A 13,275-nucleotide genomic window follows, 5' to 3' on the forward strand; every position below is an offset into this window, starting at 1 on the left:
GGTACTGCCTGTCCGGCTGCTTTGATTTTTCTGCTGCCCTGCCCTTCAATGCGGCAGGCGTCCGGCCTGATGCAGGAATTTTTCTGCCTGCAGGATCACCGGCTTGTCGATCATTTTTCCCTTGAGCGAAATGGCGCCACCATCGCTGGCGCGCACGGCCGCCATCACTTCCTCGGCCCACGCCAGTTCCTGTTCGCTGGGCATGAAGCCGCGCCGCACCCCCTCGACCTGCCGGGGATGGATGCACAGCTTGGCGCCAAATCCCATGCGCCGGGCCCGCTGCACCATGCGCGTGAGGAAGGCATCGTCGTTGAAGTCCGTGGTCACGCCATCGATGGGCGGCGCAATACCGGCCAGGCGCGAGGCCATCACCATCTCGATGCGCAAGTGCGTCAGCTCTTCTTCCTCCGGCCCGCATTGCATGCCCAGGTCAACTTGCGCGTCGATGGAACCGAAGGCCAGCCGCTGCACACCCGGTACCGCCGCGATCTCGCGCATGGCGGCCAGCCCGGCGGCGCTCTCGATGAGGGCGATGAGGCCCCGCCCCGGCCCCAGCCGGCGCGCAATGGAAGACAGCGTCTTGGCATCCTCCGCCTTCGGCAGAACAATGCCCGCCATCGATAGTGCAGAAAACGTCAACAGGTCATCGCCATGCCAGACGGTATCGGCCGCGTTGATGCGCACCCACAGGCGCGGCTGCGGACCGTTGCCGCGCAGCCAGCGCGCCAGGGTGGCGCGCGCGTCTTCCTTCTGCGGCAAGGCCACTGCATCTTCGAGGTCGACGATGACGGCGTCGGCGCCGCTCTCCAATGCCTTGGCGTAGCGCTCGGGGCGATTGGCCGGTACGAACAGGTAGCTGCTGGCGGTAGTGATGTGCGGTGCCATTACACGGCTCCCCGTTCGCGCAGGGCGGTGATGGCAGCCGCGTCATAGCCCAGGGTGGCGAGGATGGAATCGGTATGCTGGCCGAGCGCGGGAATGGCCTCCATGCGGTAGTCGTAGCTATCGTTGGCGCCCGGGGGCAGCAGTGCGGCGACCTTGCCCACGGGCGTGTCGACTTCAGCCCAGCGTTCACGAGCAGCCAGTTGCGGGTGCTGCCACAGTTCCTGCATGGTGTTCACGCGCGCGTTGGCGATCTGCGCCTGGTCCAGCCGCGCCACCACCTGCTCGGCCGTCATGTCAGCGAACATGCCCAGGATCAGCTGGCGCAGCGCTTCGCGATGCTCATGCCGGCGCGCATTGCTGGAGAAGCGCGCATCGATGGCCAGCGCCGCATCCTGCAGCACCACCTCGCAGAAGACCTTCCACTCGCGCTCGTTCTGCAAACCCAGCATGACGGTCTTGCCATCGCCCGCCACGAAGGGTCCGTAGGGATAGATGGTGGCGTGTTCGGCGCCCGAACGCCCCGGCGCACTGGCGCCCTGGTAGGCGTAATACAGCGGGAAACTCATCCACTCGGTGAGCGCCTCCAGCATAGACAGGTCGATATGGCTGCCGCGTCCGTCGCGCCCGCGCTTGATGAGGGCCGCCAGGATGTTGGAATATGCGTACATGCCGGCGGCGATGTCGGCAATCGAGCAACCGGCCTTGACCACTTCCTCCGGCGTACCGGTGACCGAGAGGAAACCGGCCTCGCTCTGGATCAGCAGGTCATAGGCTTTCTTGTCGCGATAGGGACCGTCCTCGCCATAGCCGGAAATGTCGCAGACGATCAGGCCCGGATGCCTGGCCTGCAGCACCTTGGCCGACAGGCCCAGACCGGCGGCAGCGCCCGGTGCCAGGTTCTGTACCAGGACGTCGGCCTCGGCCAGCAGCTGGTCGATGATGCGCTTGCCCTCTTCATCCTTGAGGTTGAGGGTCAGGCTTTCCTTGGAGCGGTTGGTCCAGACAAAGTGTGAGGACAGTCCGTTGACGCGCGTGTCGTAGCCCCGCGCAAAGTCACCCACCCTGGGCCGCTCGATCTTGATGACCCGGGCACCGAGATCGGCCAGCTGGCGCGTGCAGAACGGTGCGGCGATGGCGTGTTCCAGGCTGATGACGGTGATGCCCTCCAGCGGGCGGTTGGTTTGCGACATGGCGTGTTCTCCTGGCGTTCGTTGCGCGTCGGGATGATGGAATGCGGTGCGGCTTCAGAACAGCTGCTGCAGGTCGCGCGTCTCATGCAGGCGCCAGGCGCGTGCAATGATCTCGCCGATCTCGGACTCGGTAGCCGCCTGCGAGAAGCGGATCAGGCGTGCGGCCTTCTGCTCCAGTTCAGGCCGCGACAAGGTGTTGCCAGGATCGCCCTTGGGGACGTCGACGGCGGCCTCGAAGTGGCGGCCGTCAATGGTGACCACTTCCACCCGGCCCAACCAGCGCGCCGGATAGGCCTGATCGACTTCGCTATCCAGGCGCATCTGCACCTTCTGGCGGAACTGCGCCACGCGCGGATCGCTCAAGGCCTGCTGTTCGAATTCGCCCAGGCCCGCCTGTTGATGTACGGCGATCAAGCCCAATACCGTGCCCATGGAAAACTTGGCCTGGTGCACCGTCTGCGGATCGACCACCGGTCCCAGCACGTCGATGGCGCCCTGGTGCACGCGCGTGGTCACGGTGGCGATCTGGCCGTGATGCAGGCCCTCGCGCTGCATCAGCAATTGCAGGGCATCGGCGGCCGGATGGGTATGGCGGCAGGAGGCGTGGAACTTGAAGGAGGTTTCCGCCGTGGCCCAGCGGGTGCCCAGGCCATCGGTGAGACGGGAAGGATCGGCGTCGCTCGACATGCCTGCGGCCATGCCCTGCGCCCCTTCCAGGATGCGTTGCGCGCCGGTGAAGCCGTCCTTGGCCAGGTAGGCCGCCAACAATCCATCGGCCGCCGCCTTGCCGGTATGCAGCTGTTTGGAATCGGCCGCATCGCGCAGGAATTCCCACAAGCCCGCCGCCTGCGTTCCCGCCGAGCCCATGGCATGCAGGAACTGCTGCGCATCGAACTCCATGAGCTTGCCCACAGCCACCGCAGCCGCCAGCGTGCCCACGGTGCCGGTGGTGTGGAAGACCCGGTAGTGTGAGCGGCCCATGAATTCACCGATGCGAATGCCCGCCTCATAGCCGACCACGGCCGCCACCAGCAGGTCCGCACCCGACTTGCCCAGCGCCTGCGCAGCCGCCAGTGCCGCCGGAAACACCACGGCCGCCGGATGAAATACCGAGCCATTGTGGACGTCATCCTGCTCCACCACATGGGAGGCCGCGCCATTGACCAGCGCGGCAAAGTAAGGCGTGGTCCCGCGACGGCTGGTGAGGATGGTCGATGGCCCTTGCTGCGGCCCCATCTGCGCTGCATAACGTTCGATGATGCCGACCTGGCGTGCCGTCTTGCCGGCCAGCGCCGAGGCGAACCAGTCGAGGTAGAGATCTTCGGCGCGGGCGATCACCGCTGACGGAATATCCTCATACCGCAGCCCGGCGAGGAAGGCCGCCAGCAGGCGCGAGGGGTGCGCATCGGCCCTGACGTTTTCTGCACCATGGGTGGACATCATTGCACTGGCTTGCATGGCGGGCCTCAGAAGGAACGGGGCAGACCGAGGATGTGCTCGGCCACGTAGGAAAAAATCAGGTTGGTCGAAATCGGTGCCACCTGGTACAGCCGCGTCTCGCGGAACTTGCGCTCGACGTCGTATTCGCAGGCAAAACCGAAACCGCCATGGGTCTGCAGGCAGACGTTGGCCGCCTCCCACGAGGCCTTGGCCGCCAGGTACTTGGCCATGTTGGCCTGGGCCCCGCAGTTCTGGTGCGCATCGAAGAGCGCGCAAGCCTGGTAGCGCATCAGGTTGGCGGCCTCGATCTCGATGTAGGCATCGGCAATGGGGAACTGCACGCCCTGATTCATGCCGATGGGGCGATCAAAGACCACGCGCTCGTTGGCATAGGCCGTGGCCTTGTCGATGAACCAGTAGCCGTCGCCGATGCACTCGGCGGCGATCAGGGTGCGCTCGGCATTGAGGCCGTCGAGGATGTACCTGAAGCCGCGCCCCTCTTCGCCGATCAGGTTCTCGGCAGGGATTTCCAGGTTGTCGAAGAAAAGTTCATTGGTCTCATGATTGACCATGTTGAGGATGGGCCGCACCTCCAAACCCTTGCCGATGGCGGCTTTCAGGTCCACCAGGAAGATCGACATGCCCTCGGACTTCTTCTTCACTTGATCCAGCGGAGTGGTCCTGGCGAGCAGGATCATCAGGTCCGAATGCTGGACCCGCGAGATCCAGACCTTCTGGCCATTGACCACGTAACGATCGCCCTTCCTGACCGCCACCGTCTTGATGCGCGTGGTGTCGGTGCCGGTGGTGGGCTCGGTCACGCCCATCGACTGCAGGCGCATTTCGCCGCTGGCGATCTTGGGCAGGTATTGCTGCTTCTGCTGTTCGGAGCCATGGCGCAGCAGCGTGCCCATGTTGTACATCTGGCCGTGGCAGGCGCCGGAATTGCCGCCGGTACGATTGATCTCTTCCATGATGACCGAGGCTTCGGTCAGCCCCAGTCCGGAGCCGCCGTATTCCTGCGGGATCAGGGCCGCCATCCAGCCGGCCTTGGTGAGGGCATCGACGAACTGCTCGGGATAGCCGCGTGCTTCGTCCACCTTGCGCCAGTACTCCGCAGGGAAGGTCTGGCACAGGTCACGCACGGCATCGCGCAGGTCGGTGTAGGCATCGGGGACGGCTTGATACGACATGAGGGGGCTCCGTCTACAAATTCTATAAATGATTTATCTTGTATCAGTCCAGCAGGGCTTCGGCCTGCATCGCCAGCTCGCCACGTTCGTTCTGCGCCCACAGTGCGACGCTCTTGCCATCGGCAGCGGGCTTGCCGCACAGCGTGAAGGGTTCGGTATCGAACAGGGTGCCCACCGAACGGAAGTTGAACTCGCGCATCACCGCCTGCGGCATTTCACGCGCCACCAGGTCGGCCAGCAAGGTGGCGATCAGCGGGCCATGGACGATGAGGCCGGGATAGCCCTCCACCTCGGTGACATAGCTGCGGTCGTAATGGATGCGATGGCCGTTGAAGGTCAGCGCTGAATACCGGAACAGCAGCACCGGGTCCGGCTCCACGCGGCGCGACCAGCGCGCATCGGTGGGCGCGCTCTTCGGCACCACCGCCGGGGCACCTGGCTGCGGCAGGTCGCGGTAGACGATGTCATGCTCTTCGGTCAGGCACAGCTGGCCCTGATGGCGGAGGGTGTGCTGCACGGTGACGAAGGCCAGCGCGCCGGTGCGTCCCTGCTTGACGTCCACACTGGCGATGCGCGAGGTCTTCTCAGCCGCAGCGCCAATGGGCAGGGGCGCTGCAAATCGCAGCCGTCCCCCGGCCCACATGCGGCGCGGCAAGGGCACCGGCGGCAGGAAACCGCCGCGCTGCGGATGGCCATCCGCGCCCACTTCCGACTGGCGGCACACGCTCCAGAAATAGATCCAGTGCCACAGCGGCGGCAGCGCATCGCCGACCTGCGGCTGGCGCGGACCGTCCAGCGTGGCCGCCAGCGCTGCCGCCAAGGCCGGGCTGATCTGGTCGTGGCGCGTTTCGGTCTTGTCCAGCCACTGCCGCAGCAGGGTGAGATCGAGGTCGGGGTGGGACATGTCTCATCGCATCGTGGTTGTTGGTTGGGCGCCAGTCTGTGGCGTCCCCACGCCGAGGACAATCTGTATTTTTGGAAGGGGGGCTTACGCAGAACTGAAGTCACACACGACAAAGGGATGCGGCATCGCATCACAAGTCGTCCGCATTTCAGGCCGTGCAATTTTGCAAATCGGCGTACCATGGGCAGCCAACGAGAGCACGCGCGGACCGATGTTGACGGCGTGCCGCAACATGGGATGGGCCGGCTTGCCGCAGGGCAGTTGCCCTCCTCACCGATTCTTTCCGGGAGACATCATGCTTTTCGACCTGACCGACCTGCGCCTGTTCATCCTGATCGCCGAACTCAACAGCCTCACCCGCAGCGCCGAGCGCATGAATCTCTCGCTGGCCGCCACCAGCAATCGCATCAAGGAACTCGAAACGCGCTTTGGCACCCGTCTGCTCTATCGCGAGAGCAAGGGCGTACAGCTCACGCCGGCCGGGCATACGCTGCTGCATCACGCGCAGCTTTTCATGCAGCAGGTCGAGCATTTGAAGAGCGACATGCAGCAGTACAACAACGGCATCAAGGGCTACATCCGCATCTTTGCCAACACCACGGCGGTGACCGAATTCATGCCCGAGATCCTGGGCAAGTTCCTGGCCAGGCATCCGCAGGTCAACGTCGCCCTCGAAGAGCGGCTGAACCACGACATCCTGCGCGGCATCCAGGAAGGTACGGCCGACATCGGCATCGTGGCCGGCCCCGTACAGGGGGATGGGCTGCAGGTGCTCAACTTTTCTACCGACAGGCTGGTGCTGGCCACCGCGCTGGAACATCCGCTGGCGGGCGCGGGCAGCCTTCCCTTCCTCGATACGCTGGAGTACGAACACATCGGCCTGCACGAGGGCAGCACCCTGCATCACTTCCTCAACAAGATCGTGTCAGGGCACGGGCAACGGCTCAAGCTGCGCATCCAGGTGCGCAGCTTTGAAGCCATGTGCCGCATGATCGAAACCAATGTCGGCATCGGCATCATGCCGCGCTCGGCGGCACAGCGGCATCAGCAGACCATGCAGTTGTCGGTGGTGGAATTGAACGATCCGTGGAGCGTGCGCGAGCGCAGCATGGTGTTCCAGTCCATGGAGACGCTTTCGCCGCATGCGCGCAACCTGGTGGACTTCATCCGCGAGCAGATGAGCCAGCAGCCCACCGAGGCCGCCCCCCCCGTCCTGGAGAAAAAATTCGCCTGAGGCCCAGCGGCCAAGACAGCCTCAGCCGCCGATCATCATCCAGACCGACAGCAGCAAGAGCGCCGCGCAGAAGAGGATGCGCAGGCGCCGTTCCGGCAGATGGTGCGCCAGGGCCACGCCCCAGGAGATGCTGAGCACGCCGCCCAGCGCCATGGGTATCCCCACCGACCAGTCCACGTGCCCCGCATGGGCATAGGTCCACAGGGCCACCAGCGTGCCAGGCGTAACCATGGCCAGCCCCAGGCCTTGCGCAGCGGTCTGCGTGACGCCGAACAAGGCCGTCAGCAAAGGCACGGCGACGATGGCGCCCCCCACACTGAAGAAGCCGGCCGACGCCCCGGCTGACATCCCCACCAATGGAATGTAGCGACGCGACAGGATCACCGACGACTCCACGCTGCGCTTGTTGCGCAACAGCGTCCACAGGTAATACAGGGCCAGCAGTCCCATGAAGGCGGCAAAGCAGACATGCAGGCTGCGCGCGGCCATGGCGGTGGCGATGCGGGCCGAGACATAGGTGGTGAAGACGGCCGGCACGCACATCATGGCAGCGGTACTCCATTGGATGTGATTGCGCTGCTTGTAGCGCCAGAAGGCGATGACGACGTTGGGCACGATCATCACCAGCGCCGTGCCCTGGGCCAGTTGCTGGTCCATGCCGTAGAGGTAGCCGAGCACGGGGATGGCGATGAGGCCGCCGCCGATCCCGAACAGACCGCCCATGGCGCCCAGCAGGCCGCCGAGCAGGAAGTTGACTACGCCGGAGAAAAACAAGGAAGCCGTCATCGGTGTACAGTGATGCCTCTGCTGGCCGGCTGCAGGATGCAGTGGCCGCATCGAAGGATAAAAAAAAAGGAGACTGACATGAGCGGCGTCATCGTATTTGCGCTGGAGATGGGCGTGGTAGCCCTCATTGCGCTGGCCATCTACATGGTGATGAAGAAGTAGCGCTGCCCGTCAGGCCCGACAGTGTAGCGCAGCCGGCCGGGGCTGTCCCGGCGGTCTGCGTAGTCATGCAATTTCCCCCTCAGCAAAGGAAGACAGAATGGATCTCGGCATCAAAGGTAAAACCGCCCTCGTCTGCGCATCGAGCAAGGGCCTCGGCCGTGCATGTGCACTCTCGCTGGCGCGCGAAGGCGTACATGTCACCCTGCTGGCGCGCGGTGCGGACGCACTGGAAGCGACGGCCCAGGCCATTCGCACGGAGACTGCCGCCACCGGTGCCATCATCACCACGGTCGCGTGCGACATCACCACCCCGGAAGGACGCGCCCTGGCGCTGGCCGCCTGCCCTGCCCCGGACATTCTCGTCACCAATGCCGGTGGGCCCAAGCCGGGCGACTTCCGTGAGTGGACGCGGGACGACTGGATTGCGGCGGTGGATGCCAACATGCTCACCCCCATCGAGCTCATCAAGGCGACGGTGGATGGCATGATCGCGCGCGGCTTCGGGCGCATCGTCAACATCACCTCGAGTGCTGTGCGGGCACCGATCGATATCCTGGGGCTTTCCAATGGCGCGCGCTCGGGGCTGACGGGTTTTGTGGCGGGGCTGGCGCGCAAGACGGTGGCGCATAACGTGACCATCAACAATCTGCTGCCGGGGCCGTTCGAGACGGATCGCTTGCGTTCTACCGCAACCGGGGCGGCCAAGGAAAGCGGGCGTACGGTCGATGAGGTGCTGGCCGACCGCCGCAAGCTCAATCCGTCGGGGCGCTTTGGCGATCCGGCCGAGTTCGGGGATGCTTGCGCTTACCTGTGCAGTGCGCAGGCGGGGTTCATCACGGGGCAGAATCTGCTGATGGATGGCGGAGCTTATCCGGGGACGTTCTGAGGCGGGCTCTGGTGGCCGGGCTTTGCATCCTGCAGGGAGTGGATGCAAAGCAAGTGATGTGATGTATAATGCGGCCCTCGTGCGACGGGCGCCATGCCCGGCTGCCACGCAAGGAGGTTTGGGTGAGCGGTTTAAACCAGCAGTCTTGAAAACTGCCGACGGGGTGACCCGTCCGTGAGTTCGAATCTCACAGCCTCCGCCAGAACACCATATAGAACGGGCCTTTCAGGCCCGTTTATCATTTCTACCCACAAATTCACCCACAAACCAAAGAGTGGTAGCAAGGCGCTCATACGCCTGTAACATCGAGAAAGTATGCTATGGGGCAACTCATATACCTCGGGTAAACTGATGTACCAGCAGTTCAAAAAATTCCTATCAGAGAAGATTGCAGACTTCCGTCGCATGGTTCGACAAGCTCGCGGACAGGTTGAACTTGAAGAGCTCCAGAGCAGTGCGTGGGTCGTCGCTGCAGAATTGGGAGAGAAGAGAAAGTCAGAAATTGACTTCTCGAACAAGCAAGATCAAGACTGGATCTTGGCCACCGTCTACAACCAGTCTGTCCGCCCCGGCAAATCGGTTAGGTACGCCGTCAGCATCGATCAGCCGGCGGCGTGGGGCGATGATGATCTCCCCTCCCTGGCGGATACGCTGCCTGCGCCCGAAAATTCGGATCCACTGACGGCACTCTTACACCTGGAGCGATTAGAAGAGATTGCCAATACCAATGACTTGTCATTGGCAGCAACATTTTCTCAGGCGGCAGCCTATGCAATCAGCCTAGAGAAGTTTGAAAACGTGAACAGTCTAAGCACTTTCTTGGCCATATCTGGCCCCACGTTGATCCAACGAATATCAAGGGCGGCAGCGAGCCTCAAAGTTCAGGACTCGATTTTCGATGGAATCGAGAGGATTCCCCGATCCTTTATTCCGGAAAGGGGGAGCGTTAAGCTTTCGAAAAGCCAGTTGCCTTCGATGGGCGCCCAGTTAGCGTTTGCCTTTCCGGGGTTCTCTTGACGCCCTATCATTCCCGATCGGTTTGTTACCTGAGTTGTTACCCTGTTTTGTTACCCCAGTTGTTACCCTAATCGGTAAGGTAACAACTAGGGTAACAAAATCCGCCGCTTAGAATTCGAAAGCGCCGACGATAAAAAATGCTCCTGCGCCATAGCTGGAGCGGCTTTGCGGCAACTGATGGCGAATATCGACTTACCGATACTGGCGCTCATGCTAGCCATGGTTTGTTACCTTGTTACCCAAATTTCAAAACTTCATAGCTGGGGATACAACGCGATGCGCAATGCCCACGATTCATCAAAGTCCCAAGAGGGACCCCCTCCGTATATATCGCTCTTTCCACTAGCCCCCCCCCTTGAAGGATCGGATTTGAAATCCGACCCTAACTCTTCTCCTGAGCCCAGGAGAAGATGTCGAGTAGACAGAGAGCGGTCACCACCAGTCCGAATTGCATTCGCGAATATTTACCTTGAAGTCGGCCCCGCCCAAGTCCGTGCCGCGGATAGGGACTGCGAGACCTTGTTCCGCGCCACCCCCATTCAGATTACGCACCTTTACCTTGAGTCTTGCACCATAAGCGCTCTCAGTCTTTCTGTGGCTTTCGTGCGTCCTTTGACGCGGCACGATATTTACAAACTGAATTTCTTGATCCATCTTTTCCTCCGAATATTTTATTTCACGCCTGCTGCCCAGGATGCTCGGAAACCACGTTGGAACTGCCAGCCTGAACCCCGATAACCTGATGGGTATGCTCGTTGTAAAGTTGCCGCATACTTGCCATGGACTTTCCTTCCGCCCCCATCTGATCAGTAATGTTGCCAGTTGCTTCAATATCTCCGCTGACCGAAAGTTTAGGTGTATTCAAGTGAACTCCATTGCTGGCGTTAACTGTCAGATTCGGCGTCCCATTTATCGTTACTGGCAAACCGGCTCCTTCGATTACCAAACCATCTTTGGTCAGCAGGATACGAACTCCTACCTGATTGAATATTGCACTCTCTCCTTCATTCAGATTTCTCGGCCTTGATCCGCTGTGATGGCTCGCAATAACAGCGGCATTACTTCTATCACCAGCCAAAAATATCGCCAAAACCTCGCTATCATTCGGAGGTACCGAGGTAAATCCAAACTCGGCGAAACGCGGCAGCCTATCGATAAGCTCATCTCCACCAAACCGCGCCTGGATCATCTGCGCATCCCCGGCATCATTTACGATTTTTACCCGGGCCTTCCCAAACACATTCAACAGCCGCCGATACAAGCGCTGAGTAGCTGTGTCCTCGGCAAATTTAATACCCATTATCGCTCCCAAGAAGGTGCATAATCTGCGCTAAAAATCGAACTCGTATCCACCAAATTGGATACCTCCAAGGCCATTGGGGCGGGACTAAAAGTATCCGGATGAACAATCTCCAGCTCGGCATAAGTTCCATTCAAACCCTTCTTGAAATTCACCGAACTTATCAGCCACCTTACTGGCACCCTCATTCGGAGTGACGGAAGCCAAACATCAACAAGCATGTTGGGCTCCCAGAGACGCCCTGCACTGTCGCGCCAATTATCGGTAGTAAGATGGATTGTCTCTGACGCGCCATTTCGCGCATTGCGCTCCCAAACGGCTCTCTGGATACAGAGTTCAGCAAAGCCTGCGGTAGCCTCTGCAACAATGAATTTCTTTCGATTTCTCTTGACACCAAAATCGAAACTTCCTCCCAAGACATTCCCCAAATCGCTACCATCAAGGCCATTCATGATGGAAGAAATGTGGCATCGATATTCGCTGTAGCGCTCTTTTTCTGATCGAGAGATATAGGCGGACTCCACATTAACGCCTTCTTCAAACCCGCTTGACATCGTAGATGTTCCTGCCCGAGACAAAACCAGATTTCCATCCGAATTTTCATAGAAACGCAGGGCACTATAGCGACAGACACGCGACAAAATATCGAATGGCGTCTCACCAACCAAAACATTCAATTGCTGAATAATTCGTAACTCTTCTGGGTCCACCGCAGATATCACCTCAATTGGATGGACCTTCCTTCCTTTTCCCGACCTACTAGAGACACGTCCATATGGATCGACCAACTTCTTTGCAATTTCATACGCATTGACAAACGAAAGCTGTCCATTGACCCATTCAGCAGAGCAGTCCGTGAGATCCAGACACTTTCCCCGGATGGACAGAGCAGCAGAACGATTTCCGGAAGACATGGCGATGCGATACTCATCCACATATCCTTTGATCAAGGCGTCGTCGCCCGACCGAATTTCGACGTAATCTCCAGGAGCGATAGCCGTTACCTCCCTGTCTGCCCGGTATAACTCAGCGAGTTCAAGAATTGCCCCATTGGGGAGGTTCTCCATTCCCTGATATACCTCAACGCTGGTCCATGACGATATTTCGTAACCACCGATTATTAGCCTAACTTCATCTTTGTTTTTCATTGAAATCCCATCCTGAATCTAATGAGGACGCCCACCGATAGGCATCCTCAAAAATACCTAGCCAAAGACTCGGCAAATCATTTGCCAATACCTTGCGTGCCGTAACCTCGGAGGACGTACGGCCGCGGTCGCTGATTGGGTGGAACGAAACTCTTATGCGCATAACCCTTGTTGCTCGCCTCGCTGAGCGGCGCGAGGGCCGCAGCAACGGCAACCGCGTCCGGATCGTCACGCCATGCGCTGGCCAGCGGTACATGCGCATTGCCCACGCGAGCCATACCTCCATCCAGAAGGGCATACATCCCACTTGCATCTTGCGGATCAGGGATTTTGAATTCACTCAGGACGCGCCCCAAGGACTGACTATGGAGCACAGTCTGCGCCGCATACGCTTGCTTCAGAAGTGCAACAACATCCCCCACAAGGACCGCCAAGCGCTCAGCGAAATCAGCGCGGAAGTTCTCGGCCAGAATGCTCGCCTCTGCGGTGAGCGCGCCCCTGGTAGTCTGAATTTCATCGTCCGCCTGCTTGGCTTTGACGTAGAGCGCCTCCAACAAGCGCTTTTCACGCTCAAGGGCCTGCAGCTTCTTTTCGACCTTCCGCGTTGCTGCCGCGACGATCTTTTCCGCATCTATTGCCTGCTCACGAGTCTCGATCAACACCAGCCCCGCTTCGGCCTCGGCCTGATCCCGAATCGCTTCGTCATACTCTGCCTGCGCGGTATCCACTTGCGTCTCCGAAATCGCCTTATCGATACGCTGCCGCATATCGAGTGCCTGTTGAAGCGTCGCGATAGCCGCCAGCGTCTCGGCATTTAGGGAGAACAGTGGCTTAACGCCCTTCATCTCAGAATTCTTTTCCATGGTCATACCTTTCGATCGGTTTTCACGGTGGGGTAGTGATTCGCTACCCCACCAAACAATGCCGCAGAGCCTTCCCGTGTACTGGCTCGAATCAGCGGCTGCAAACGTTCCCTGTTGCGGGCAAAGAGAACAGATTCCGTCGTAACCCACTCGGGACCACAAACCCGAATGATTTCCAAGGCAATCGCCGTGCAGGCGTGGCAAATGCCTTGCGTTGCCTGACCGCCAGTCCTGAAGCGATCACCGCAGCATTCGCAATAGCGTGCC

Annotated in this window: 14 protein-coding genes and 1 tRNA gene; 5 read left to right on the top strand and 10 right to left on the bottom strand. The window is 60.4% G+C overall.

Translation table 11 applies throughout. From position 1 onward, the window contains the following. Positions 1-45: 45 nt before the first annotated feature. From ACLRDN_RS14980 to ACLRDN_RS15000, 5 genes are read right to left on the bottom strand one after another with little or no spacing between them, the layout of a single operon-like run. Positions 46-885 (bottom strand): HpcH/HpaI aldolase/citrate lyase family protein, encoded by an 840-nt coding sequence (locus ACLRDN_RS14980; RefSeq protein WP_413456927.1) that lies wholly within the window; start codon positions 883-885, stop codon positions 46-48. Further along, complete coding sequence (locus tag ACLRDN_RS14985) at positions 885-2,075, bottom strand: CaiB/BaiF CoA transferase family protein (RefSeq protein WP_413456928.1); 1,191 nt, start codon at positions 2,073-2,075, stop codon at positions 885-887. Before ACLRDN_RS14985 ends, ACLRDN_RS14980 begins: the two co-directional genes overlap by 1 nt. A gap of 54 nt (positions 2,076-2,129) precedes the next feature. Further along, positions 2,130-3,533: an MmgE/PrpD family protein gene (locus tag ACLRDN_RS14990; protein ID WP_413456929.1), complete on the bottom strand. Its 1,404-nt coding sequence runs from the start codon at positions 3,531-3,533 to the stop codon at positions 2,130-2,132. 8 nt (positions 3,534-3,541) lie between these two features. Beyond that, positions 3,542-4,708 (bottom strand): acyl-CoA dehydrogenase family protein, encoded by a 1,167-nt coding sequence (locus ACLRDN_RS14995; RefSeq protein WP_413456930.1) that lies wholly within the window; start codon positions 4,706-4,708, stop codon positions 3,542-3,544. A 43-nt stretch (positions 4,709-4,751) separates the two neighbouring features. After that, on the bottom strand, positions 4,752-5,612 hold the full coding sequence (locus ACLRDN_RS15000) for a MaoC family dehydratase N-terminal domain-containing protein (protein ID WP_413456931.1): 861 nt from the start codon (positions 5,610-5,612) through the stop codon (positions 4,752-4,754). Between the two features lie 295 nt (positions 5,613-5,907). Between ACLRDN_RS15000 and ACLRDN_RS15005 the strand changes: the two genes are divergently transcribed. Continuing rightward, entirely contained in the window at positions 5,908-6,846 is a 939-nt protein-coding gene (locus ACLRDN_RS15005) for a LysR substrate-binding domain-containing protein (protein WP_413456932.1), read from the top strand. A 21-nt stretch (positions 6,847-6,867) separates the two neighbouring features. On the opposite strand, the gene ACLRDN_RS15010 is transcribed toward ACLRDN_RS15005, so the two are convergent. Then, on the bottom strand, positions 6,868-7,632 hold the full coding sequence (locus tag ACLRDN_RS15010) for a sulfite exporter TauE/SafE family protein (protein ID WP_413456933.1): 765 nt from the start codon (positions 7,630-7,632) through the stop codon (positions 6,868-6,870). Positions 7,633-7,644: 12 nt separating this feature from the next. Between ACLRDN_RS15010 and ACLRDN_RS15015 the strand changes: the two genes are divergently transcribed. The 4 genes from ACLRDN_RS15015 to ACLRDN_RS15030 all read left to right on the top strand — a co-directional run bounded on the left by ACLRDN_RS15015 (position 7,645) and on the right by ACLRDN_RS15030 (position 9,697). Then, entirely contained in the window at positions 7,645-7,794 is a 150-nt protein-coding gene (locus ACLRDN_RS15015; RefSeq protein ID WP_413456934.1) for a hypothetical protein, read from the top strand. 97 nt (positions 7,795-7,891) lie between these two features. Next, on the top strand, positions 7,892-8,680 hold the full coding sequence (locus ACLRDN_RS15020; RefSeq protein WP_413456935.1) for an SDR family oxidoreductase: 789 nt from the start codon (positions 7,892-7,894) through the stop codon (positions 8,678-8,680). A gap of 112 nt (positions 8,681-8,792) precedes the next feature. Further along, positions 8,793-8,882, top strand: a tRNA-Ser gene (locus tag ACLRDN_RS15025). Between the two features lie 149 nt (positions 8,883-9,031). Beyond that, positions 9,032-9,697, top strand: coding sequence for a hypothetical protein (locus ACLRDN_RS15030; RefSeq protein WP_413456936.1), 666 nt, complete (start codon positions 9,032-9,034; stop codon positions 9,695-9,697). A gap of 432 nt (positions 9,698-10,129) precedes the next feature. Here the strand turns inward: ACLRDN_RS15030 and ACLRDN_RS15035 are convergent, their stop codons facing one another. The 4 genes from ACLRDN_RS15035 to ACLRDN_RS15050 form a co-directional block, all read right to left on the bottom strand. Then, positions 10,130-10,351 carry a hypothetical protein gene (locus tag ACLRDN_RS15035; RefSeq protein WP_413456937.1) on the bottom strand — a complete coding sequence of 74 codons (222 nt, stop codon included), beginning with the start codon at positions 10,349-10,351 and terminating at the stop codon, positions 10,130-10,132. A gap of 22 nt (positions 10,352-10,373) precedes the next feature. Further along, complete coding sequence (locus tag ACLRDN_RS15040) at positions 10,374-10,997, bottom strand: phage baseplate assembly protein V (RefSeq protein WP_413456938.1); 624 nt, start codon at positions 10,995-10,997, stop codon at positions 10,374-10,376. Further along, positions 10,997-12,145, bottom strand: a complete 1,149-nt coding sequence (locus ACLRDN_RS15045) for a phage baseplate assembly protein (protein ID WP_413456939.1) — start codon at positions 12,143-12,145, stop codon at positions 10,997-10,999. The genes ACLRDN_RS15040 and ACLRDN_RS15045 overlap by 1 nt, the downstream gene beginning before the upstream one ends. Positions 12,146-12,222: 77 nt before the next feature. Continuing rightward, positions 12,223-13,008: a hypothetical protein gene (locus ACLRDN_RS15050; protein WP_413456940.1), complete on the bottom strand. Its 786-nt coding sequence runs from the start codon at positions 13,006-13,008 to the stop codon at positions 12,223-12,225. Between the last annotated feature and the right edge of the window lie 267 nt (positions 13,009-13,275).

The sequence above is a fragment of the Herbaspirillum huttiense genome (genome assembly GCF_047300815.1).
In the GTDB taxonomy this organism is placed as follows: domain Bacteria; phylum Pseudomonadota; class Gammaproteobacteria; order Burkholderiales; family Burkholderiaceae_D; genus Herbaspirillum; species Herbaspirillum huttiense_A.

What these genes read in the sequence shown, in the direction of transcription:
- ACLRDN_RS14980 (WP_413456927.1), bottom strand. Translation starts at nt 885, where the DNA reads ATGGCACCGCACATCACTACCGCCAGCAGCTACCTGTTCGTACCGGCC.
- ACLRDN_RS14985 (WP_413456928.1), bottom strand. Translation starts at nt 2,075, where the DNA reads ATGTCGCAAACCAACCGCCCGCTGGAGGGCATCACCGTCATCAGCCTG.
- ACLRDN_RS14990 (WP_413456929.1), bottom strand. Translation starts at nt 3,533, where the DNA reads ATGCAAGCCAGTGCAATGATGTCCACCCATGGTGCAGAAAACGTCAGG.
- ACLRDN_RS14995 (WP_413456930.1), bottom strand. Translation starts at nt 4,708, where the DNA reads ATGTCGTATCAAGCCGTCCCCGATGCCTACACCGACCTGCGCGATGCC.
- ACLRDN_RS15000 (WP_413456931.1), bottom strand. Translation starts at nt 5,612, where the DNA reads ATGTCCCACCCCGACCTCGATCTCACCCTGCTGCGGCAGTGGCTGGAC.
- ACLRDN_RS15005 (WP_413456932.1), top strand. Translation starts at nt 5,908, where the DNA reads ATGCTTTTCGACCTGACCGACCTGCGCCTGTTCATCCTGATCGCCGAA.
- ACLRDN_RS15010 (WP_413456933.1), bottom strand. Translation starts at nt 7,632, where the DNA reads ATGACGGCTTCCTTGTTTTTCTCCGGCGTAGTCAACTTCCTGCTCGGC.
- ACLRDN_RS15015 (WP_413456934.1), top strand. Translation starts at nt 7,645, where the DNA reads ATGCCTCTGCTGGCCGGCTGCAGGATGCAGTGGCCGCATCGAAGGATA.
- ACLRDN_RS15020 (WP_413456935.1), top strand. Translation starts at nt 7,892, where the DNA reads ATGGATCTCGGCATCAAAGGTAAAACCGCCCTCGTCTGCGCATCGAGC.
- ACLRDN_RS15030 (WP_413456936.1), top strand. Translation starts at nt 9,032, where the DNA reads ATGTACCAGCAGTTCAAAAAATTCCTATCAGAGAAGATTGCAGACTTC.
- ACLRDN_RS15035 (WP_413456937.1), bottom strand. Translation starts at nt 10,351, where the DNA reads ATGGATCAAGAAATTCAGTTTGTAAATATCGTGCCGCGTCAAAGGACG.
- ACLRDN_RS15040 (WP_413456938.1), bottom strand. Translation starts at nt 10,997, where the DNA reads ATGGGTATTAAATTTGCCGAGGACACAGCTACTCAGCGCTTGTATCGG.
- ACLRDN_RS15045 (WP_413456939.1), bottom strand. Translation starts at nt 12,145, where the DNA reads ATGAAAAACAAAGATGAAGTTAGGCTAATAATCGGTGGTTACGAAATA.
- ACLRDN_RS15050 (WP_413456940.1), bottom strand. Translation starts at nt 13,008, where the DNA reads ATGGAAAAGAATTCTGAGATGAAGGGCGTTAAGCCACTGTTCTCCCTA.